Raw genomic sequence first — 22,326 nt, 5'->3', positions numbered from 1 at the left:
ATACACGACTTTGACAATCATTTACATTAAGCAGTAGATCTATACCCATGCACCTCAACACCCGCATGTCGCGGCGCCTCACCCTTGCCACATCAGTAGGCCTCTCGCTCGCCCTCGTTACGGGCTGCTCGTCCGACAACAAGGACTCCGCCCAGTCCGAAACAACGACCACGACGTCGGCCGCACCAACCGAACAGGCCTCGGCAACACCACGTCTCGCCGTATCGTACGACGGCGGCGTCCTCGTGCTGGATGCAACTTCCCTCGACGTGGTCGGCGAGACCAAGATCGACGGCTTCACCCGACTCAACCCGGCCGGCGACGGTCGCCATGTCATGATCTCTGCCGGCGAAGCGTTCAAGGTGCTCGACACCGGCACGTGGTCTTCGGCCCACGGTGACCATTCTCATTACTACACAGCCGATCCCGCGATGTCCGAGGTCGAGTTCGCAGCCAACGAGCCTGGACACGTCGTACGCCATGCCGGAAAGACGGTCCTCTTCAACGACGGCTCGGGACTGGTCGAGATCTTCGACCCGGTTCAGTTGGCAAAACGTCAGCCCCGCGTCGAGACGTACACCACCCCGGAACCCCAACACGGTGTTGCCGTCGCACTTGCCGACGGAAGCCTGTTGACGACAATCGGAAATTCGGAGTCCCGCAACGGCATAGCTGTCCTCGATGCCGACCGCAAGGAAATCCTGCGCAACGAACAGTGCCCCGGTGTCCACGGCGAAGCAGTCGCTGCCGGCGAAGCCATCGTGCTGGGCTGCCAGGACGGGTTGCTCGTGTACAAGAACGGAGCGATCACCAAGGTCCAGAGTCCGGATGCATACGGCCGCATCGGCAACCAGGCCGGCTCCGAGGAGTCGGACATCGTGCTGGGTGATTACAAGACGGACAAGGACGCCGAACTCGAACGTCCGCAACGGGTCTCGCTGACCAACACGACAACGTCCGAACTCAAGCTCGTCGACCTCGGCACCAGCTACACCTTCCGCTCACTCGGACGCGGACCGCACGGAGAGGCCCTGGTACTCGGCACCGACGGCGCCATCCATGTCATCGACCCCAACACCGGCGTCGTCACCAAGAAGATCGCCGTTATCGACGCATGGACCGAGCCCACCAAGTGGCAGGAGCCCAGGCCGGCACTCTTCGTGGAAGACCACACTGCATACGTCACCGATCCCACGTCGAAGAAGCTGATCGCCGTCGACCTCGAAGACGGCAGCATCCTGACCGAGACCACCCTCGATCACGCCCCCAACGAATTGACCGGTGTCACCGGCTGATTCAGATCCTCACGTCAGGCCCCCATCTCACACCGAGATAGGGGCCTGAGCCGTTCTCGTGCTCCGCCTACTGATCAGGGAATCTCGATACCCAGGCAGTCCTCGAGGTGCTACGACGCGCACCTCAGAGAATCGAAGCCGTTGTCGCGAGCTCTGCCAGAGCTGAGCGATGAGCAGGACCACGATTGACCGCGGCACAAGTCAGCATGGAATAACTCCGTGTGGAGGTTCGTTGGAGATGGTGTCGGTGTTCGGTTCTTTGCCCCGGGTACCACCCCAGAATTGCCACTTCGAGTGGCCACTTGCCGAGAGGCGCAAGACGGGCACCGACGCGTTGGAGCCGCTGGACACCTTTCGGTGCCGGCGGCTTCGGCGTGTCAGTGATGTCGTCTGAATGGTCAGGCCGGGTTTTCACCGGCGGCGACGTCGAGGATCCACGTCACCCCGAACGCGTCGGTGAGCATGCCGAAACCGGGGCTCCACGCCGCCGCGGCAAGACCCTCGATGATGGAGCCACCGACAGCGAGTTTGGCCCAGTAACTCTGCACCTCTTCGAGCGATTCACCGCGAACCGAGACGAAGAACGGTCGATCGGTGATCGTGGTGCCGTTCTCGCGGTGCGTCGTGCCGGCATTGGCGGCCGAACCGCCCGACTGTCCGGGGATGTCGTACGCCATCACGCTGAAGCCGTCCGCGGTTTCGACCTGGCCGAACACGACGTTCTCGGCGCCGGGCACCTCCTTGGGCATGCCGAAGTCGCCGTAGGTAGCAATCGTGACCTGGCCGCCGAAGACGGACTGGTAGAACTCCAGAGCCTCGCGGGCGTCTCCTCGGAAGTTGAGATGGGTCGTTGTCGTGATGCTCATGTCTGCTCCTGGTAAGAATGCCGCCCGGGTTTTCCGTGACTACGTCCACTCTCACAGCCGTATAGGACTGTTTTCGTCCTAGACTCGTCGTAGTCTCACGACATGGCGACCACCACTCGGCTCCTGAATCTGCTCTCCCTCTTGCAGACCAGACGCGACTGGCCGGGCGCCCTACTCGCCGAGCGGCTCGACATCAGCCACCGCACGGTCCGCCGCGACATCGACCGACTCCGGGAGATGGGTTACACCATTGCGGCGACCATGGGCCCGGACGGCGGATACCGACTCGACGCCGGCAGCGAGCTACCACCCCTGCTGTTCGACGACGATCAGGTCATCGCCTTGGCAGTCGCTCTGCAGGCGGCGACGCTGACCGGCGTCGGCATCGAAGAGGACGCAGTGCGTGCGCTGACCACCGTGCGGCAAGTGATGCCGTCGCGTCTGCGTCATCGCCTCGACGCACTCACGTTCACCACGATTTCGACCGATTCCAGCGACGCAGACTCGGTGTCCCCGGAGGTGCTCGTAGCGATTTCCGCAGCGGTGCGCGCTCACGAGGTGCTCCGCTTCGACTACTCGAACGGCCGCTCAACCGACAACGTCGAAATAACGCCCCCACGCCGCGTGGAGCCACATCATCTGGTGACCTCCAAGCATCGCTGGTACCTCGTCGCGTGGGATCTCGAGCGAGACGACTGGCGAATCTTTCGTGCCGATCGCATCACCCCACGCACCCCGAACGGCCCGCGGTTCACACCGAAGGAAATCCCCGGCGGCGACGTCAGCGAATACGTGTCCGCGCGCTTCAAAGGCTCGGAACATATCAATAGATGGCCGTGCCACGGCAAGGTCGTTCTCCATCGACCAGCCAGTTATGTTCTTCCCTTTGTCGGGGACGGCATCGTCGAAGATCTTGGCCCCGAGCAGTGCAGTCTCGAAGCCGGATCATGGTCTTGGACGGCGCTGGCAGCCTCCTTCAACCGATTCGACACCGACATCGATGTCGTCGGCCCGGCAGAACTTACCCACGCTTTCGCACAACTCGCCGCCCGCAACGCCGCGACTGCTGCGAGCTAGTCAGGCGTCTCGAATGAGATCCAGGTCTCCAACACAACCGTGCGCCCGCGGGTTCGTGATAGCTTTCAAGTCCTCAGAGGACCTGAGGACTTGAAGACCTGAACGAAGGGATGCCCAAGGAGATGAAGAAGGGGCAAGTTGCATTTCTCACCGGCACACACGTCGTGAACGATCTGTACCAGGGGGCTGTGCCTGCACTGTTGCCGTTCATGATGCTCGAACGCGGATATTCCTATTCCGCGGTCGCCGGAATCACGCTCGCCGCGACCGGACTATCCAGTGTCGTGCAACCTGCATTCGGCATGCTGGTCGATCGAAAGAGCCGAAACTGGCTGGTACCCACAGGTTTTGTGACGGCCGCAGCAGGCATTGTCGTGGCAGCGATGAGCACCACCTACATCGTCACTTGGCTGGCAATTGCCGTGGCCGGCATCGGAATCGCCGCATACCATCCTCCCGCCACAAATTTGGCACGCGCGGCTGGAGGTCATTCACAGAAAGCCATGAGCGTGTTCTCCGTGGGCGGTACGTTGGGCGCCTCGCTGGCGCCACCGTTTGTCACGCTCGTGGTTGGCTCACTCGGTTTGTCCGGCGGCTATCTACTCGCAGTTCCTGCAGTGGTGGCGGCTATTTGGTGGATGGTCGCCCAGTCGCGATCGGTCAACACGGGTGAGGCCGAGTCAGCCCAGTCGCTGAGTGCGCAACTGGCAGCGAACGGTCCCGTGTCAGACGATTGGCGCTCGTTCACCCGACTCGTGCTGGTAACGGTCTGTTGGTCGATTCCGTACGTGACCACACTGTCGTTGGTCTCACCGTACGTGCTCAACGGACTGAACGGATCGTCCTCGAGTGCTGCAATCGTGTTGTCCTCCTTCACATTGGCAGGAGCGGCCGGAACGCTGCTGGGTGGAGTCCTCGCGGACCGTCGTGGTCGACGCGCATCCATCCGACTCGGCTACCTGCTTGCGGTACCTTCACTGACACTGCTCGCCGCCGCCCCGAACGTGGCGATTGCCGAACTGGGAATCGTCTGTCTCGGATTCGCGATGTTCCTGCCCTTCGCGCCACAGGTGACGTTGGCGCAGGACTACCTACCGAATCGCCCCGGCACAGCAAGTGGGGTGACGCTCGGCCTCGCGATGTCCGTGGGAGGCATCGCATCTCCGCTGTTCGGCTACCTGGCAGATCACTTCGGACCGCGCATGGCGATCGGGGCGACAACTGCAGTGCTGTTCGTCGGCGCCGTCATCGCATTCACCTTGCGCGATCGACGCCTCGACCCGGAAGACGAGACGGAGCGCGAACTGGACGTCATCGCCCTTCGATAAACCAACAGACGGCACCGTAGTCTGAGGATTCATCGGAGGACATGAAGTATCACTCGGTGAGCCGCTCCACTGCGGTTCGCCGAGTCAGTCAGGAGCAGACACATGGCAGTGCGCCAGGTCAAGCAGCAGTCACTGGTACAGAAAGCCGCGGACGAACTTGCGCGCCTCATCGGCGACGGCGAGTGGCCGGTCGGGACGAAAATCCCGAACGAGCAGGATCTGAGCACACTCCTCGGCGTCGGGCGTTCGACCGGCCGGGAAGCCGTGCGTGCACTGATTGCGTCGGGACAGCTCTACTCTCATCAAGGATCCGGCACCTACGTCATGTCCTCGACTCCGGTCACAGAACTCGAGCGAGAGCTCAAACGCTCGGACCGCCGCGAAGTCTACGAAGTGCGCAGACTGCTGGAGGTGGAAGCGGGCCGCCTGGCTGCCATGCGTAGGACCTCTGCCGACGTCGACCTGTTACGAGCAGCACTCGAAGCACGTGAAAATGCCTCGACACCAACAGAATTTGTCGACGCTGACATGGAACTACATCGCGCCGTGGTGAATGCAGCACACAACAGCGTGTTGTCGATGGTGTTCGATTCATTCATCGAAACGCTCCGCAACTCAGCCCTGGACGTGATCACCGACGTCACGGCCCGAAACCCCGACTCCATCGACGACGAAGCCGCTGCCCACCGAGATCTGGTGGAAGCCATCGTCGCGGGTGATGCCGACGCTGCCAGCGCGGCAACGCGCAGGAACATGGACGGGCTCGACTGACCCTCTCTATCGTTGTCAGGCATGACGTCCACATCGCTCCCGCCACGGGGTCTCCGGATCGGTCTGTCCGCCATCGCGTGGCTAAACCTGCTCTCTGCGCTCGTAGGAATGGCGGGCCTGACGATCGGCGGCGGGATGGGCCTGCCTCCGGAGTGGATCGAGGGAACCGTCTTTCCTTCCTACTTCTGGCCCGGCATCATCCTCGGCGTAGTCGTGGGCGGCATCCAAGCCACCGCGCTCTTCGCTCAGCACAACAGGTTCCGTCTGACGTGGGGCCTGCACGCGGCCGCCGGCCTGACCATGATGATCTGGATCTTCGTCGAGATCGCCATCGTTCTCGCCTGGTCGCCGCTGCAAGGCATCTTCTTCACCACCGGACTGGCCCAGACGATCCTCGCCGTCCTTGCCCTCGACGCCTGGCCTCGCCCCTTCCTTCAACGAACCGAAAATTGACGGAATCTGCTCTCGAACAACAGAATCACGTCAACGCGATCATCTTCGCCTTCCCGAAAGAACCCTTGACTCGAAAGTATGTTCGAGTATGATGGGAGATGGAACGGGGGGTTCTCATGACGATCAACATCACCGACGGCGCTGTCACCGGCGAAGATGCTGTCACCGACGTGGTGAACAGCTCCGCAGTGGGAGTGCGCGCACGATTGTGGCGGCTGCACCCCACCGACGTCCGCCAGATCGCCATCGCTGCATCAGCGGAAATCCTTCGCCTGGAAGCCATTCGAGTAACCGCCCTCGACACCTTGACGTTGAACCCAGACGAACAAGTACTCTGCTACCGCGGCACCGGAGAATGGCTCGCACACCACACCATGCTGCAAATCCCCGCCGGCAGAAGAATCGCCGCCCTGGGCAAAGCCCTACGATCATTTCCCGAGATCGAGAACCAATTCGACACCGGTGACCTCACTTTCGAACACGCAGCACTGATCGTCGCGTTCTGCGAATCCCCACCCAAAGCAATGCCCGACGCCGCACTACCGTACTGCCGCGACACACTCCTCGCCGCAGCATCCGGAACCGAAGCAACCACCGTCAAACTGCGCTACGCCATCAACGTCCTCGAGCACATGTTCGAATCCGACGACCCACCACCAAGCGAAGACACCGACCGTAACGAACTCCGCATCTCCCCGACCCTCAATGGAAGAGTCTCCGTCCGAGGCGATTTCGACGGTGTAACCGGCGAAATGCTTCTCTCGGCCCTCTCCAGCCTCTCGATGCCCACCCCCGCCGAGGACGGCACACCCGATAAACGATCCGCTGCCACACGCAACGCCGACGCCATGGCAGAACTCATCCGGCGCTACCTCGACAACGCGGCCACCGGCATCGACGGCGGCCAACGCCCACACCTGAACGTGCACATCAACGCCAAAAACTTGGCCTACCACCGTGAATGCGCCTCCACCGCAGGCCACTCAACAGGCGATGCCTCGACGTCCGACGGTGACGACCTCGACACCCTGGACCTTGGCATGCCGGATCTCGATGTCGGCCACATGCCCTGGATGGGACCGCTGAGCGTCGGCCGCACCCGCATGATCGCCTGCGACTGCATGCTCTCTACCGTCCTCCTCGACGAGAACGGCGCCCCACTCGACGCCAGCCCACTGAAAAGACTTGTCACCGCGGCACAACGAACCGCACTGATCGCCCGAGACAAAGGGTGCGCCTTCCCCGGCTGCGACTGCGTCCCCGCCTGGACCGACGCACACCACATCAAACACTGGGCCAAAGGAGGACCAACCGTCATGGACAACCTGGTCCTACTCTGCCGATCCCACCACACCCTGATGCACCGAAAACCCGGATACACCGGACAATGGGAAATCCGGATAGGCACCGATCACCTGCCCTGGTTCATCCCACCACCGGGCATCGACCCGGACCAGAAACCCCGCCGCTCCACCACACGACTCTGAACCCGAAGGTCACCGAGCAAACGCCTCGGTGACCCATTCCGGCGTGCTTCGATAGCCGAAAAGGCGGCGCGGCATTCGCTATTGCTAGCGTTGAGGATGTGTTTGCACAGGGACCCAACGCGCTGACGGTAGACGGCCGACCGACGCTCAAGCATATCAATTTTGCCCTTATGGATTCTTTTCGATTTCCCGACCGGCAGGGCTTCCCCGATTCTTATCGCGCATTCATCCGGCACGCAGGTTGGGCGCGGACCTTCGGACTCTGGCTCATCTATCCGCCCGCCCTTCCCGGATTTGCCGATGGCTGGCAAGGGCGCGCCCGCAACCTCACCGCTCATCTTCATTCCGTCTACCGAGAAGGACGGGATGACGAGTTCGATTGGATGATCGAACCCGACGGCAATTGGTCACTCCCCGACGCGCTGCAGGTTTTCGGATGGAGCGAAAACGGTGACGCACTGCTGTGGGACACAGCATCCCGCGGCACCGACGGGGAGTTTCCGGTTTGGGAATCGCGCTCGTTCAACTCCCTCCACCGTCTCGGCGGGAGCTTCCACGAAGCCTTACCCTCCATTCGCACCCGGACTCTGGGTCTGTTCGAACCTCGCACCTTCGACATCGAGCCACTCCAGCCCACCTCGCTCTGATCTACGCGTCCGGTCATTAATCGACGGTGAAGTCCCGGGAGATGCTCAGAGGTGCACCGCGCTCAGTTTCGACGTCGACAGTGACGGTGTAGGTGCCAGGATCGTAGATAAGGGTGTTGGTACCGAAGGCTCCGCCCCCTTGGCAGATGTTGAATCCGGTGTCGTCGTAACGCGCGATTTCTGTTCCCTCACTGTTGGTAATTCGCGCGTGACCTCTGCAGTATCCGAGGTCACTGCCTTCTGGTCGGTTCAGCTTCCAGTGGTAATTGATGTCCACGTAGAAACGACCGTTGTTCTTGTGAACGTCCGAGATCTCGTAATGATCTGGCCCACGGGTGAATCCGAATCCGTTTGGGGTGATCTTCGTGATCAGTTCGAGAGTGGCGCCAGTATTGTTCGGCGACGGCGCAGTCGAGGTCGCGCGGACAGGTCCCCTACTTTCCAGGGTGTATTCGAGGTGATTGTCACCATTGAATTCGCCGGCGATTCCCGTGATATTGGCCATCAACTGACTCGGGAGCGCGGTGAACAGGGACGTGACGACACTCATCTTGTGCAGAATCCGACCTTGACTGTCGCCTACGGCGCCTGTCGCCCCGGCAAGTCCACATTGAGCGAGATCGCCGAGCGCCTTGGTGAATTCGCCGACGTTGGCCTTACTCGGGTCAGTCAAACTCTCGTATACCGTCACCAAACAGTCGTAGGCAGATTTGGTCGTCTGAAATGCATCGACCAGTTCGTCTCCTTGGATCCCGTACATGTCGAGACCGGTAAGAATCGTCTCCAATTGTAGTGCGGCGGCATCGACATCGAGGCGGACGACCCCTGTGGTCGTGCCGGCAGGTAACACTAGTGTGCCATTGCCTTTCGGGGTCAACAGTCCCAAATTCCCGCCACTTAAACTGGATCGAAGCAATACCGCAAGTTGATCAGTCCCTTGCAACGGTCCTTGATTCACGAATTGGCCGGGCGGTTGGGATTTGACTTCGTAATATTGTGCGGAATTCGTGGCAAGGTCGACGGCGATCCCTTCCTCGGCAGCGCGGAGGCAAGCAGCAACTACCCCCGATTTAGAGGCAGTGAGCGTGTATTGCCTGCCTGTAAGGTCGAGTTCACTTTTCTCAGAGCATAATTCATCGGATCCTCCTTCGCTCGCCGCCCATACCTGGGTGAAAGAGTCGGTGAGCACTTGCCCGACGTCGGTAAGAAGGACTTGGAAACTGCTGAGGTGAGTGGTTGTAGTCGTCACGGATTTCGACACCGCGTTCCATTCGGCAGGAAGCAGGTCACTACTGACAGGATCATCGGAGTTGACCGCGACGATCGGTCGAACGGAATCGCTGATCTGTCGGACAATCTCGGGTTGTCCAGACAAGTCGAAGGTCAACGTGATCGGCTTCTCGGGCTGTAGTCCATCTCCGAGAGTGAGCTGCGCCAGGGTTGTCGAGACCAACTCTGCCGGAAAGACTTTACGGTTCGTCCCGACGCCACTCGAGAGCGTGAGCGTGGTCCCGATATCCGCCACTCCCGCGGGCGCTGTTGCAGTGACACCGAGCCGACCGATCTTCCCACTGACCGATACACCGTCCTCGCCAACTTCAGCCTCGACGGGTCCATCACTTGCCGAGGCCTCGACAGTTGTAGTCACGGGCGCACCGGTTGTCACGGGAGTGTCGGACGAACTACACGAGAGCAGCGGGAAGCACAGCATCGCCAACACGAAGACCATGACTGACCGAACCGAAGGGATTTTCACCGGCAGAACCTCCTGAATTTTCGCTCCTGAGCAGGGACAGGCCACCGACAGGGCGAACTCAGAGAGTTTTAACACGACTTGGGACTAGGTATCTGTAGTCCATCCAACGGACACCGACACAAAAAAGAGCCTCTTCGATTCTGGTAGCGATGATCACATAATTCTGTTAGCGTTGTTTACATGAGCTCGAAAGCAAAGATTCTGGCCGCAGCGACCGAGCTGCTCAACACCTCCCCCAACGGCGACATATCCACCCGCGCCGTGTGCGAGATGGCCGGCGTCGGCGCCCCCGCGCTCTACCGCCAGTTCGGCGACAAGGACGGACTGCTCGCAGCCGTCGTCGAGGCAGGTTTCTTCGAATACCTCGAAGGCAAACGCGCTGCGACACCTTCCGATGACCCCGTTGCCGATCTACGGGCCGGCTGGGATGCACATACAGCCTTCGCGCTCGCGCATCCCGCTCACTACCGGCTGATGCACTCACCCTCCGCCCAGAGCGCAGACACTGCCTTGCAGGCTCAGGCGCTACTTCGATCGGTTCTCGAACGATGTGCTACCGCAGGCGTTCTGACCGTATCGGTCGACGTCGCTACGCAGATGGTGATGTCCGCCAATGCGGGCGTCGCGCTGATGCTCGTCGTAAGGCCGGAACAGTACCCCGATCCGAAGCTGTCACAGCGAGTTCGCGACGGAATCTTCGCGTCCATCATCGACGAATCCGGCGCCCACCCGGAAACCTCACTCAACAGAGTTGCATCCACTCTCGACGCCCAACTGTCCGCCGCAGATTCAACTTCCCTCTCCACCAACGAAGTCGGCCTACTGCGAGAGTGGCTCCGCAAGCTGTCCGATGCAACCGAAACCAGTTCAGGAGTTACATCATGACTGACACCACTACCCGCGTCGCCATCGTCACCGGAGCTTCCGGCGGCATCGGGCGAGCGACTGCAGAGAAGCTCGCCGTCGACGGAATGGCTGTCGCCGTGCACTATTCAGGAAACCGTCAACGCGCCCAGGAAACAGTCGACACCATCGTCGCAGCGGGCGGTCGCGCCATCGCGGTGCATGCCGACGTCGCCGACGAAGGTGAAGTCGCCACACTGTTCGATACGGTAGAGAAGGAGTTCGGAGGCATCGACGTCGTCGTTCACGCAGCCGGAATCATGATCCTCTCCACCGTCGCAGAACTGAACTTCGACGATTTCGATCGGATGCATCGGACCAACGTCCGAGGAACCTTCGTGGTCGACCAGCAGGCAGCCAGACGTGTCCGGCGCGGCGGTGCGATCATCAATTTCTCTACTTCGGTGAAAAAGCTGGCCTTCCCGACCTATGCCGCGTACGCCGCCACCAAAGGCGCTGTCGACGCGATCACTCTGGTTCTCGCGAAAGAGCTACGCGGACGCGACATCACGGTCAACGCGGTAGCCCCTGGCCCCACAGCCACCGACCTGTTCTTGGACGGGAAAGACGAAGCTACAGTGGAGAATCTGTCCAAGCTGGCTCCCCTGGAGCGGCTCGGCACACCGGTGGATATCGCGGAGGCTGTGGCGTTCCTCGCCGGCCCAGCTCGTTGGGTCAACGGCCAGGTCATCTACGTCAACGGCGGCGTGATCTAGCGACAGTGTCCCCTAAGGACCACACCTTGCCAATTCCGACAAAACAGTCAAACCAGTCGATTTTGGTTGTAATGTGCAAACAATGGAAAACCAGGATCGAGGGTCCGCCCGGACGTCACGGCGACAGTTCATCAGCGTTGCAGGGCTTGCGGCAACCGCCGTCATAACCTTCGCAACCTCGTCGACCGCCGGCGCCGCCGGCCCCACCGCGCCCAATCCGGGTTCGCGGGTAGGCGATCCTGCAGAAGCCCAAGCGGTACAGCGCGTCGCAGAGACACTGTTGAACAGTGGAGTTCCCGGTCTTGCCTTCGCCATCGTCAAACCGGATGAGAAGAACCGCAAGGCTGGTGTCACGACGACGTACCACTACGGATATGCCGACGTCGAAAACGGCGTGAGAGTCACTCCGCGAACGCAATTCGAGATCGCCTCGGAGACCAAGACCTTCACCGCTGCACTACTTGCGAAACTGATCGCTCGGGGAGAAGTCGGATTGGACGACCTGGCGAGCAAGTATTCGGATGGCAACCCGCTGCCGAAAGGCAGCGGTGGTGAGGAGATCACGCTTCGCCAACTGGTCACCCACCGCTCCGGTCTCAGCGACGACCCATCCAATCTTTCGGCAGGGTGTGCCGATCCCACACAATCGTGCACGGACGAGAAGGCGAAGTACACCAGAAATATGCTCTGGGACGGACTCCAAGACGCCGGCGCCTTGGAGTTCTCCCCCGGTAGCCACTGGATATACTCGGACTTCGGGTTCGGACTGCTCGGCACACTCATGGCAGACAAAATCATTCCGGGACAGGCAAAGCCGCCTTTCGCGGCGGCAGTCGCCCGCGAAATCACCGACCCGCTCGGGATGATGGGTACCGTGATCGAGTCCAAGGCAACCGACCTGGCCGTTCCGTACTACCTCGACGGCACAAGAGCGCCTCTGTGGAACAACACGGGTGCGATCGCAGGCGGGGGTGGCCTGGTCAGCACCGCTGAGGACATGTCGATCTGGGCCGCAACAACTCTCGGCTACGGCAACAACCCGCTCAAACAGGTACTGACCTCGACGCTCGATCAGATCGCCACCCAGGCTCCGGAGAATCCGGCCTTCGGAATGGGAATGGCGTGGCAGCTCCAACCCCCGACGCCGAACTTCCCACAACGGTTCGCCAAGAAGAACGGTGGCAGCACGGGATCCAACTGCATCACCCTGTTGGTCCCCGACAGTGGCTGGTCGATCACGATTCTGGCGAACGGTGGAAACGCGGCGATGATCGACCCTGCAGCAGAGAACCTGATGCATGATCTGGTTCCGAGACGACCGCTATTCGGTAGCTCGACCGGAAGTTCGTCGGGCAGCGACGTCGGCTTCCAGACCGGGTCATTCGGATAGACCCACTTACCTACGGGCGCTACATCTTCGTCGAGCGCGCCATCACGAAGCAGTAGAGCCCGTAGGTGATGATGCCCAATCCGGCAAGGATCAGCAGGGCGACTCCGTACGGCTGCGCGCCCAGTGTCTTGAACGCTCCGTCGAGGCCGGATGCCTTGCCTGGTTCGGAGTTGTTGACCGCGAGAAGAACCAGAATGCCGACCGCGGCGATGGCCAAGCCCTTGGCGACGTACCCGACGGTTCCGAGTCGGCGCACGAACGTACTGGGGGTGCCTTTCAGATCATCCAAGAAGTTCTGGCTCGCGCCCTTGTACACGTGGTAAAGACCAACCGCGATGATGACGATCCCGCCGAGCACCAATGCGATAGTCCCAAGCGTGTTCTCCATCAGACGTGCCGTAATTCCCGCACTCTGACCACTGCTCGACTTACCGCTACCGCGGGCGAATCCGAATGCAGTGAACGCAAAACCGAAATAGACGAGCGAGATGCCCAAAGCTTTGGCGCGATCGAAGAACTCCTTCTTCTTGTCGTCCGAGGACGGCGACGACGAACTTCCCAACGCAGCTTCGGCCAATCTCCACAACGCCATGGCAAGGAAGGCCACAACGCCGAACCACAGAGCGAAGACGCCCCCTGGCTTTCCTGCCAACTCGGCCATCGCACCCGATTGGTCCGCAGACCCGGATCCACCGAGAGCAACGCGGATCGCGATATATCCGATCAGCAGGTGAACAACACCGCTGACGATGAATCCGGAACGGGCAAAGCGCTCGAAGACGTTGTTCTGCGCGACGTCAGCCGCTGTCGACGCGACGCTTTTCTGGTCCTGCGGTGACGATTCTTTGTTCATCATGATCGACGAACCATATACGGACGGACTCTTCCCTCGAACGCATGCATCAAGGGTTGCGAGGTCCAGGGTTGCGAGGGTTCTGATCCGGCGCCGATCGCGGTTCTTCGGTGTTGGGAACCTTCGGGTTGGGGACCTTGGGGTCGATCGTGTCTGCGTGATCTCTTTGCTGGTTCAGTTCCTCGCGAGAACTCGTCGCCTCTTTCCGGTGTTGCGCTGCATGGTGTTGCAGCGCAGACGCTTCCGCCGCTTTGGCGTCCGCCTCTGCTTTCACCATGCGCGCCTTGGCTGCTGTCTCTTCTGCCCGCGCCTCGCGCTCGCCGACTTGCAGCGACTTGTCTGCGACGTCTTCGCGGATCTGTTCTGCCTCGATGTGTCGACGCTCGTCACGTCTGTTTCGCGCCACCCACAGGAGTGCGGCCACGATCGCTATCACCACGACCACGGCAACAATTATCCAGATAATGCTGCTGGTACTCATATTGCGGAGGTACCCACCTGGGATTTTCTCACACACGCCCAACAGACCGCAGAAATTACAGGTCGGTCGGATGCGTATTGGCGCCGCATAAAACCACGCACAGTTCACCGCCGGACGGCTGCGTAACCGTCCCGTTCAGAACCGGAACCAATGCTGCTGCGGTTCCCAACTCCACCAGAATCCGGAACTCCCGCCACAGGAATGCCCGAGCCTGCCGGATCGAATCATCTTCGACCACAACACTGTCTACCGAACTCTCGTGCAGTGTCGCCCAGGCGATGGCGCCAATGCGTGTGGCCCCCAATGAGTCCCCGGCGATGCTGTTCACTTCGATGTCGACCGGGCGACCCGCATCGAGCGAAGTGTGCAAGGTGGCAGCTCCGGTCGGCTCGACGGCTACTACCTGATCTTCGGGACGTGCCGCCGCGACGATTCCAGAGACCAAACCACCACCGCCGACGGCAATGCAATACGTGATCGGTCCGGACGCTTCGTCTTCGATCTCGAGACCGATGGTGCCGGCCCCACTGACGATGTCGGGCAGGTCGTAGGCGTGCAGTTCGAGTGCGCCGCTCGCGCGTGCGATCTCCGCCGCGGCGGCAGCAGCGAGTGCGTAGCGATCGCCTACCTTGTGAACGGCGGCGCCCAACTCCCCGAGCGCCTTCACCTTTGCGTCGGGCGCGGTCTCCGGCACCACCACTGTGCATGTGAGTCCTCGTCGCCGCGCCGCCCACGCGGCCCCGATCGCAGCATTGCCACCGGACGCGATGACCACGCCGGCATCGGGCATGGTGCCGTTGGCTACAGCTCGTTCCACTGCATTGAGACTGCCGCGCACTTTGAAGGAACCGCCGTGTTGGAGGTACTCGAGCTTGAACAGAACCGGTACCTCACCGTGTGGCGTCGGCAGCGCAGTTCGAAAGATCGGGGTACGCCGCGCCAGCCCTGCGATACGAGTCCGTGCGGCTTCGACGTCCGAGCGCTCGATTGCCAGCGGACCTGCGTTGTTGTCGGCGGTGAGAGTCATGCACCAACCCTACGGTTCGCAACGTCGACACGAAGCAGTCGGCCCACCGTCATCAAGATGTCTGTTTTTCACCAATTCCTGCCTACATCTGACCGAGACATCCGCCTTCCAGGTGAATAAATTTACTACTACAAGCACAACGACGACATCAAGGAAAGGCACACGCCATGTCGAAGATCGCAGTATTCGGTGGAAACGGTTTTGCAGGAAGCGCAATCGCGAAGGAAGCCACTTCACGCGGCCACGAGGTGACCGTCGTCGCCCGCAGTGCGCAGTCCGGAACCGAGACGAATGTCGTGCAGGGTTCCGTTCACGACAACACGATCGTGGAGCAGGTCACGACGGACAACGACGTCGTCGTCGTTGCCATCCCCGCCCGCGAGATCGACGGCAAGCGCCTGCTCGACGCCGTCACTCCCCTCGCAGATGCCGCCGCACGCAACGGTGCTCGCATTGCAGTAGTCGGTGGCGCCGGCAGCTTGTTGGTCGCCGAGGGTGGGCCACGCGTGGTCGACACCCCCGACTTCCCGGACGCATACAAGGGCGAGGCGCTCGCTCACGCCGAGGTCCTCGATGCGCTCCGCGCGACTGACAGCAATGTCGACTGGTTCTACGTGAGCCCGGCCGCAGCATTCGGCGCCCACGCCGGCGTCGCTCCGAAGGGGTCCTTCCAGGTGGGTGGCGACGTTCTCCTGACGGACGCCGAAGGCAATTCCGCTATCGCGGGCGAAGATTACGCACACGCTTTTGTCGACGAGATCGAGACTCCGGCTCACCGTCGCCAGCGTTTCACCGTCGCACACTGAGCATGGGCAACCTCCGCAGGCGCGCAGCCTGGATGACTGTCCCCGCTGCCGCCGCCCTCCTGCTCACCGCATGCTCCAACGACACGGAATCCGCAACGCCCAGCAGTTCTACGACGTCCGCAAATCTTGTTGCCGGACAGGGCGATCAACTCGAATCCAACAAGACCATCGTCACGGATTTCTACGAACTGGCGTTCAACGGCCGCCAGGTCCAGCAAGCCGCCGACCGGTACATTGGCGACGTCTACATCCAACACAACCCCACCGCCGCCGATGGGGCAGCCGGATTTGTCAGCGGCATAGGCGGTTACGTCGAGGCCACACCCGGGTTGCATGCCGAGATCACTCGCGTTTTCGCCGAGGGCGATCTTGTTGCCCTCCAGTCTCACACCACTTCTGCACCCGGTGACCGCGGCCAGGCCGTGTTCGACATCTTCCGCGTCGACAACGGCAAGATCGTCGAACACTGGGATGCCATTCAAGACGTGCCGGAAACGTCCGCGAATCCGAACACGATGTTCGACGGGCCAACCTCTTCGCCGTCCAAGACGTCAGAAGTATTGGAACGCAATACTGCCAACGCCCTGACCTTCCTACAGCTCGCCTTCAACGAGGGCAAAGCCGCCGAGGCTGCCGACCAGCTGGTCGGCCCGACCTACACGCAGCACAACCCCTCGTTCGCAGACGGTAAGGACGCGTTTGTCACGGCACTGGCCGGGATCGAACCTGTTACCGGAGACAAGGCCACCAAGTTTCCGCGAACGGTAGCCGAGGGAGACTTCGTCTTCGTCCAGACCTTCGCTTCGTCCGGTGAAGGAACGGCTGGCAGCGGCTCGATGGATATCTTCCGCTTCGACGAGAACGGCAAGATCGTCGAGCATTGGGACGCCGTCCAGGACTACCCGTCGACGACTGCAAGCGGCAACACCGTGTGGGACGACGGTCGCTGAGGCCTCGCAACACAAGCCAATGGAGCATAGGCACGATGGCGGGAGCTGATTCCCGCCATCGTGCCGTCTGCGCAGCCACATTCGACGGTACCGTTCACCCATGCCCCTGCGACGTTCGATCGCAATCGCGCTCCTGCTGTGCGTTTCCAGCGGATGCGCACATGCCCGCGAGCCGGCGATCGCACGACCTCATGCCGAAATAGGCGAATCCGCAGTCTGCAATCTCCCTGACGAAGGTCGGTTTCTGGGTATCGAACCGCCGCCTGCGATCGCACAAGCGCATTGGTTTCGCAGCGGAACGGTGCCACCGGATTTCGAGCCCGCAGCGGCAGTCACCTGCGACGAATCGTTCGGCCCCTCGATCACCGCGAATCTCACGACCAACTTCTACGAGCACCGGTGGGAGGGAGATTTCACCGCTGCCGTCGCGAAGCTCAATGCACCGTCAGAGGGTCGACGTCGGGATCAGGGCAGTTGCCCGGTAGCGAGCACGGTACCGCTCGCGGATTTGTGGTTGATCGACGCACGGGGACGTATCGTCCGCCCGTCGTATCCGGTCGACGAATGTGGCTTCCAACAGCTGAGAGGACTGGTCGAGATCGAGAAGCTCGACGAAGTCAGGCGGACCGAGCACATCGTTTCGCTTACCTCAGATGCGGTCCTCCAACGGATCGGGTGCGGCACGATTCGGTTGACGCCCACGATCGGTGAACAACATCTGGTCGCCGAGCGCTACTGGGTGAGCGACGGCATCTGTCGGTACACCGCAGCCGCAGGCGGCGAAGTCGTCTTCGCGGGCGCGACACAACTGAGTGAGAGCTTCGGCGAATCGTTCGAGCACCTACGCCGGGCGGACGCATGCTCGGAAGTCGCTCGAACCACTGTCGGCACCACCCTGACGCGTGCAGAGCCGGGCTATACCGAACCGATTCCGGTACTCATCGAAGTAGACGGTTGCCAACGAATCTTGATCCAGGGACACGTGCCATTGCAGGCATCGCCCCAGATCATTGCGCGCGTGGCCTAGCCGACTGCAATTGCGAATCAGCCGACGTTGATCCGTTCTGTATCGCCGTCGTAGTAGTCCAACAATCTCTGATCCATCACCCGGCGCCACAGCGGCGGTATCCACGCGATCACGATCATCACCGCATAACCGGCCGGAAGTTGCGGGGCTTCGGCTGCGCTGCGCAAGCTTTGGTACCGCAGCTTCGGGTTGGCGTGGTGGTCGCTGTGTCGCTGCAACTGATAGAGGAACAGATTGCTCACCACGTGATCGCTGTTCCAACTGTCAGCCGGGCTGCAGCGCACATACGAGCCGTCGGCACGCTTGCCACGCAGCAGACCGTAATGCTCGAGGTAGTTCGCGGCTTCGAGGAAGGTGAATCCGGCGAATGCCTGCAGCAGCAGCCAGGGTGCTACCTCCCAACCGAAGATGCCGATCAGCGTCGCGAAGAGGACAACACTCATCGCCCAGGCGTTGAGGACGTTGTTTTCGAAACTCCAGGTTCGCTTGCCTTTCCGCTGGAGTCGAGCGCTCTCGATACGCCAGGCAGAACGCAGGCCGCCGACCACACTTCGTGGCAAGAACCTCCAAAAGCTCTCACCGAACCGCGAGCTGGCCGGGTCCTGCGGAGTAGCTACACGCACATGGTGGCCGAAGTTGTGTTCGACGTAGAAGTGCCCGTACAGGGACTGTGCAAGCGCCACTTTCGCGAGCCACTGCTCGACCTTCTCGCTCTTGTGGCCAAGTTCGTGTGCTGCGTTGATACCCACGCCGGCGACGACGCCCACCGTGAACGACATCGCGATCTTCTCCGCGATTCCCATCGGAGCGTTGATCCAGCACCAGCAGGCAAAGACCAGACCGGCATATTGCAAGGGGAGGAACGCGTAAGTGCACCAGCGGTAGTAGCGATCCTTCTGCAGTCCGGGGATCGCATCGTCCGGCGGACTCTCGCCGTCTTCACCGGCCAGCATGTCGATGATCGGGATGACAATGACCAGCAACCACGCGCCGGTTGCCCAGAACAATCCGAGACGCAGGTTGTCGACGAGAAACCAGGAGATGAACGGGCTGAGCGGGATGAGCAATCCGAGCGGCCACAGGTACCTCTTGCGATCGCGCCAGCGCGGCTTTTCGGCGGACGACGAGACTGTGTTCTGGACAGCGTTCGGTTCGGTGCGCCGTGCGTCGGAAGTCGCTGTCATTCGCCGATCTCGCCTTTCGTCCCCTCGAACGGTTCGCCCCACGCACCGTTCACGCTCAGCAAACCAGAACTAATGTCCGGACGGGTATGGTCCCGAAATCCAGAGCGCCCTGCTCGAAAGACGGCACGAGCGCTTGTACTCACCAAAAACTCCCCCGCACATCACTGCTCACCCCGACAGTAGATACGGACAAAATACCCCATCGATCTGCGGGGATGGCGACCACCTCCGCACGTCGCCGAGGATCGGAGATCCCTGCCAAGGCAAGGTCGAACCGCGTCGCCCTCGTAGAAGTAACGGTAACCAGCAGTGACAGAAATCATAAGCAGAGGACAGGATTTCCGCTCGTAGTGGCGACCAAAAAGACTGCGCGCCCTCAACTGGTCAGTTGCGGGCGCGCAGTCAAAAGGTAAGCAAGCGTCAGAGCCTTGCGAACACCTTCGTTGTCACTTCGTTCAGCCAACCGTTCGCGGTCACGAAGTCGGTGACGCTCGACTGCAATCCGAAAACATGCCCGGCCTGCGCCGCCGGCAGCCTTGTGAAGAGGTTGTCGTCGAGGACCGCCTGAACCGCCGCACTGGTCGATCCGTCCGCATTCAGCGGATACAGCACGACCGTCACTCCGTTCATGATGTCGGCCAGCTGCTCCATCGGATACGACTCGTATCCGGCGTCGGTGTAATTGGTCGGTACACCAGGCCCGTACGCCAACCCGAGTTCGTTGACGACCAAATTGCCGATCGCACCGGTGGGTTGCTGGACCGAGAATGTGCCGGGGGCGTCTCCGAGTGAGATGTGAATCCACTTGTTGTTCGCGATCACGTCGGCGTACTCGCCACGGACACGTTCGAGATTCTCTTCGTAGGCAGTCCGCGTCGACTCGAGCACGTCGGTCTTACCAATTGCCTCAGCGAGCTCGGCGGTGATCGTTTTCCAGTCGCCTCGGCTCTCTCCCTTGACGATGACGGTGGGTGCAATGCCGGACAGACGGTCGAACGCCGCTTGGTCCACCTCGTCGGCGTCGCCGACAATGACGTCGGGATCTGCCGCAGCGATCGCTTCGAAGTTCATTTCCCCGAAAGGCCCGATGGTCGGGAGCCCGTCGACGAAGGCCTGTTGCTCCGGCGTGAATTCACTGATCCACTTGCCGTAGTCCTGCACAGCAGCTGGTTTCACTCCGAGGGACATGAGCTGCCAGGGAGTGTCGTACGACGCGGCGACGACGCGCTCGGGTGAAACCGGAACCTCGATGTCCCCGTACGCCGACGCGACGGTCCGGACGTCCGTCTGCTCGGAATCGGCCGACGACGAGGAACAGCCGGTCATCACCATCGCACCAACGACGGCCGCTGCCGCCGCTGCGATGACTCTGGAACCGACAGAAAATGATCGAATTGCGCGCACGCAGAACTCCTACAGGGTGATTGTTTAGCCAACCCTAAGTTGATTCTGCGCCGCTACACAAGTCCGATCGAGGCCCCTTGAGTCGCTGTTCGGACTAGTCCTGTAGCCAATCGGTCATTGGCGCGCACGGATGATCGATCAGGCTTGCAAACTCGCCCGGAGTCACGCCCATCGTTCGACGGAATGCCGCGCCGAACGCGCTTTCGGAACGAAAACCTGTCTTCCGCGCCACAAACGAGATGCTTCGACCGAGCGCCAGAAGTTGCATCGCGTGATGAGCCCGCAGCCGCATACGCCATTCCGAGAAGGTCAATCCGGTCTCGGCTGGAAACCTTCGGGTGAGAGTCCTCGTACTGACCTTCGCGTCGGTGGCCCACTCCTCGACCGATCGGGTGTCGGCCGGGCTGGCAACCAACTGATCTGCGATCTTCCGAAGCCACGGCGTCGTCGGCAGCGGTACATCGAAAATCAGTCGCGGAACGGGTTCGACGAGGTCGACGGCAAACGCCTCGGCTCGCCGACGCTCCGCATCCGTCAAGTCGTCTCGGGTGAGGTGATCGAGTACCTGTTCGAGCAGCGGCGGGGTGGACAAGGCCACCACACGATCCAACCCCGTCACGTCGGATGCCACCAACCACGTGCACGACAATTCGGTACCGCTGCGCGCTGTCACCTCGTGGGGAACAAAAGACGGGATCCACAGACTGACCCCGCTGGGCACCGTGTACACAGTCTCCGGAGTACGGACCTCGAGAACACCGTCGATCGCCCACAGCAATTCGTGATCGCTGTGGCGGTGCATCTCCCAGGTGTAGTCGGAGTCGACGGCCAGCCGATTGGTCGCCAACCGCAGGTACCCGTCGGCACTGACGCGCAGCGGGCGCACGACGCGTTGCCACTCGGACAGTTCGTCGAGCGGGCTGCTGAGCGGGTAGTCGATCTGCTCGCTCACCGCAGCGTCGACAGTTCGGGATGGCCGAACAGGCCAGGTAGCCCACCGGTGTGCAGGAAGACCGTTTTCGATCCCGTCGTGATGGCTTTGTCCTCCGCGAGTTGGATCAATCCCGCAAAGGCTCGGCCGGTGTACGTCGGGTCGAGGAAGATGCCCTCCGTACGCGCCAAGTATCGGATCGCGCCGGCTGACGCTTCCGTGAGCGTCGAATAGCCTTGGCCAACTTGGTTTCGCAGGATCTGAAGTTCCTCGGCGCGCACGGTCGGACCAGGCATCTCGTCCAATAATCCAGCGACAGTCGACACCGGGTCGGCAACGGCCCCGACATCGACGCCGACAACTCTGTCGACGCCGAGATGCGCGACAAGGCCGGCCATCGTTCCGCCCGATCCGAGTGCAACCACGACGTGTTCCACTCCGGCGAGTTGCTGCTCGATCTCGCGTGCGCAGTCGACGTAACCCTGCGCAGCCACCGCGCTGGTACCACCGAAGGGAATGACAAAAGGTACACCGCCCGAGTCAGCGACAGCCTCCGCCGCGGCGTCGACCGCGGATGCCGTGTCCCCACCTGCCCAGACGATCTCAGCGCCTGCGAGTGCATCCAGAATGAGATTGCCCTGCACGGATTCCGGCTCGGCACCACCGAGTACCAGGACACAACGCAATCCCAACCGAGCTGCTGCCGAAGCAGTCAACCGAGCGTGATTGCTTTGCGGTGCACCGGTAGTGATCAGTGTCGTCGCGCCGACGGCCAAAGCCTGAGCGCAGGTGTACTGCAATTTTCTGATCTTGTTGCCGCCGCCGCCCAGGCCGGTGACGTCGTCACGTTTGATCCACAGATCTTCCGGCCCCAATCCGAGTGCCTGCGCGCAACGCGCCAAAGGTTCGACGGGCGTCGGCCAACTGCCCAAGCTGATCGGTTGTACGGCGGAACTGAACATTTGACGAGTCTA

The 22,326-nt window shown here is 61.4% G+C and carries 22 protein-coding genes; 13 read left to right on the top strand and 9 right to left on the bottom strand.

Features of this window, described 5'->3' with window-relative positions; all coding sequences use genetic code 11:
- Window positions 1-47 precede the first annotated feature (47 nt).
- A complete protein-coding gene (gene aztD, locus ACWF6P_RS05690; protein ID WP_452620319.1) occupies window positions 48-1,295 on the top strand; it encodes a zinc metallochaperone AztD in 1,248 nt (415 codons plus the stop codon).
- A 398-nt stretch (window positions 1,296-1,693) separates the two neighbouring features.
- Here the strand turns inward: aztD and ACWF6P_RS05685 are convergent, their stop codons facing one another.
- Window positions 1,694-2,161, bottom strand: coding sequence for a VOC family protein (locus tag ACWF6P_RS05685; RefSeq protein ID WP_452620318.1), 468 nt, complete (start codon window positions 2,159-2,161; stop codon window positions 1,694-1,696).
- A gap of 102 nt (window positions 2,162-2,263) precedes the next feature.
- On the opposite strand from ACWF6P_RS05685, the gene ACWF6P_RS05680 reads away from it, so the two are divergent.
- From ACWF6P_RS05680 to ACWF6P_RS05655, 6 genes are all read left to right on the top strand, one after another.
- On the top strand, window positions 2,264-3,238 hold the full coding sequence (locus tag ACWF6P_RS05680) for a helix-turn-helix transcriptional regulator (RefSeq protein WP_452620317.1): 975 nt from the start codon (window positions 2,264-2,266) through the stop codon (window positions 3,236-3,238).
- Window positions 3,239-3,360: 122 nt separating this feature from the next.
- On the top strand, window positions 3,361-4,566 hold the full coding sequence (locus ACWF6P_RS05675; RefSeq protein ID WP_452620316.1) for an MFS transporter: 1,206 nt from the start codon (window positions 3,361-3,363) through the stop codon (window positions 4,564-4,566).
- 102 nt (window positions 4,567-4,668) lie between these two features.
- Window positions 4,669-5,337, top strand: coding sequence for a FadR/GntR family transcriptional regulator (locus ACWF6P_RS05670; protein WP_452620315.1), 669 nt, complete (start codon window positions 4,669-4,671; stop codon window positions 5,335-5,337).
- Between the two features lie 21 nt (window positions 5,338-5,358).
- Window positions 5,359-5,790, top strand: coding sequence for a hypothetical protein (locus tag ACWF6P_RS05665; RefSeq protein WP_452620314.1), 432 nt, complete (start codon window positions 5,359-5,361; stop codon window positions 5,788-5,790).
- A gap of 116 nt (window positions 5,791-5,906) precedes the next feature.
- A complete protein-coding gene (locus ACWF6P_RS05660; protein WP_452620313.1) occupies window positions 5,907-7,277 on the top strand; it encodes a DUF222 domain-containing protein in 1,371 nt (456 codons plus the stop codon).
- A 170-nt stretch (window positions 7,278-7,447) separates the two neighbouring features.
- Window positions 7,448-7,924: a hypothetical protein gene (locus tag ACWF6P_RS05655; RefSeq protein ID WP_452620312.1), complete on the top strand. Its 477-nt coding sequence runs from the start codon at window positions 7,448-7,450 to the stop codon at window positions 7,922-7,924.
- A 16-nt stretch (window positions 7,925-7,940) separates the two neighbouring features.
- Here ACWF6P_RS05655 and ACWF6P_RS05650 read toward each other — a convergent pair whose 3' ends face one another.
- Entirely contained in the window at window positions 7,941-9,173 is a 1,233-nt protein-coding gene (locus ACWF6P_RS05650; RefSeq protein ID WP_452620311.1) for a hypothetical protein, read from the bottom strand.
- Between the two features lie 687 nt (window positions 9,174-9,860).
- On the opposite strand from ACWF6P_RS05650, the gene ACWF6P_RS05645 reads away from it, so the two are divergent.
- The 3 genes from ACWF6P_RS05645 to ACWF6P_RS05635 all read left to right on the top strand — a co-directional run bounded on the left by ACWF6P_RS05645 (window position 9,861) and on the right by ACWF6P_RS05635 (window position 12,689).
- A complete protein-coding gene (locus ACWF6P_RS05645) occupies window positions 9,861-10,565 on the top strand; it encodes a TetR/AcrR family transcriptional regulator (RefSeq protein ID WP_452620310.1) in 705 nt (234 codons plus the stop codon).
- On the top strand, window positions 10,562-11,299 hold the full coding sequence (locus ACWF6P_RS05640) for an SDR family oxidoreductase (protein ID WP_378628351.1): 738 nt from the start codon (window positions 10,562-10,564) through the stop codon (window positions 11,297-11,299). The genes ACWF6P_RS05645 and ACWF6P_RS05640 overlap by 4 nt, the downstream gene beginning before the upstream one ends.
- 82 nt (window positions 11,300-11,381) lie before the next feature.
- Window positions 11,382-12,689 carry a serine hydrolase domain-containing protein gene (locus tag ACWF6P_RS05635; protein WP_452620309.1) on the top strand — a complete coding sequence of 436 codons (1,308 nt, stop codon included), beginning with the start codon at window positions 11,382-11,384 and terminating at the stop codon, window positions 12,687-12,689.
- A gap of 19 nt (window positions 12,690-12,708) precedes the next feature.
- On the opposite strand, the gene ACWF6P_RS05630 is transcribed toward ACWF6P_RS05635, so the two are convergent.
- The 3 genes from ACWF6P_RS05630 to ACWF6P_RS05620 are packed head-to-tail and all read right to left on the bottom strand — an operon-like array spanning window position 12,709 to window position 15,050.
- Window positions 12,709-13,545: a DUF1206 domain-containing protein gene (locus ACWF6P_RS05630; RefSeq protein ID WP_452620308.1), complete on the bottom strand. Its 837-nt coding sequence runs from the start codon at window positions 13,543-13,545 to the stop codon at window positions 12,709-12,711.
- Window positions 13,546-13,591: 46 nt separating this feature from the next.
- A complete protein-coding gene (locus tag ACWF6P_RS05625) occupies window positions 13,592-14,023 on the bottom strand; it encodes a hypothetical protein (protein WP_452620307.1) in 432 nt (143 codons plus the stop codon).
- Between the two features lie 55 nt (window positions 14,024-14,078).
- On the bottom strand, window positions 14,079-15,050 hold the full coding sequence (locus tag ACWF6P_RS05620) for a serine/threonine dehydratase (RefSeq protein WP_452620306.1): 972 nt from the start codon (window positions 15,048-15,050) through the stop codon (window positions 14,079-14,081).
- A 167-nt stretch (window positions 15,051-15,217) separates the two neighbouring features.
- On the opposite strand from ACWF6P_RS05620, the gene ACWF6P_RS05615 reads away from it, so the two are divergent.
- The 3 genes from ACWF6P_RS05615 (at window position 15,218) to ACWF6P_RS05605 (ending at window position 17,833) form a co-directional block, all read left to right on the top strand.
- Window positions 15,218-15,856, top strand: a complete 639-nt coding sequence (locus tag ACWF6P_RS05615) for an NAD(P)-dependent oxidoreductase (RefSeq protein WP_452620305.1) — start codon at window positions 15,218-15,220, stop codon at window positions 15,854-15,856.
- Between the two features lie 2 nt (window positions 15,857-15,858).
- Window positions 15,859-16,806 carry a nuclear transport factor 2 family protein gene (locus tag ACWF6P_RS05610; RefSeq protein ID WP_452620304.1) on the top strand — a complete coding sequence of 316 codons (948 nt, stop codon included), beginning with the start codon at window positions 15,859-15,861 and terminating at the stop codon, window positions 16,804-16,806.
- Window positions 16,807-16,906: 100 nt separating this feature from the next.
- Entirely contained in the window at window positions 16,907-17,833 is a 927-nt protein-coding gene (locus ACWF6P_RS05605; RefSeq protein WP_452620303.1) for a hypothetical protein, read from the top strand.
- Window positions 17,834-17,850: 17 nt separating this feature from the next.
- Here the strand turns inward: ACWF6P_RS05605 and ACWF6P_RS05600 are convergent, their stop codons facing one another.
- The 4 genes from ACWF6P_RS05600 to ACWF6P_RS05585 form a co-directional block, all read right to left on the bottom strand.
- Window positions 17,851-19,017 carry an alkane 1-monooxygenase gene (locus ACWF6P_RS05600; RefSeq protein WP_378542037.1) on the bottom strand — a complete coding sequence of 389 codons (1,167 nt, stop codon included), beginning with the start codon at window positions 19,015-19,017 and terminating at the stop codon, window positions 17,851-17,853.
- A gap of 420 nt (window positions 19,018-19,437) precedes the next feature.
- On the bottom strand, window positions 19,438-20,421 hold the full coding sequence (locus tag ACWF6P_RS05595; protein WP_378530940.1) for an ABC transporter substrate-binding protein: 984 nt from the start codon (window positions 20,419-20,421) through the stop codon (window positions 19,438-19,440).
- 94 nt (window positions 20,422-20,515) lie between these two features.
- A complete protein-coding gene (locus ACWF6P_RS05590; protein ID WP_378628329.1) occupies window positions 20,516-21,373 on the bottom strand; it encodes a helix-turn-helix domain-containing protein in 858 nt (285 codons plus the stop codon).
- The gene (locus ACWF6P_RS05585; protein ID WP_378530936.1) at window positions 21,370-22,314 is read right to left on the bottom strand and encodes a D-cysteine desulfhydrase family protein; all 945 of its coding nucleotides are present in this window, start codon (window positions 22,312-22,314) and stop codon (window positions 21,370-21,372) included. Before ACWF6P_RS05585 ends, ACWF6P_RS05590 begins: the two co-directional genes overlap by 4 nt.
- Window positions 22,315-22,326: the final 12 nt, after the last annotated feature.

It is taken from the genome of Rhodococcus sp. NPDC055024 (genome assembly GCF_053608585.1).
The sequence above is the reverse complement of the archived record's forward strand: the minus strand, read 5'-3'. Positions and strand labels throughout refer to the sequence as shown.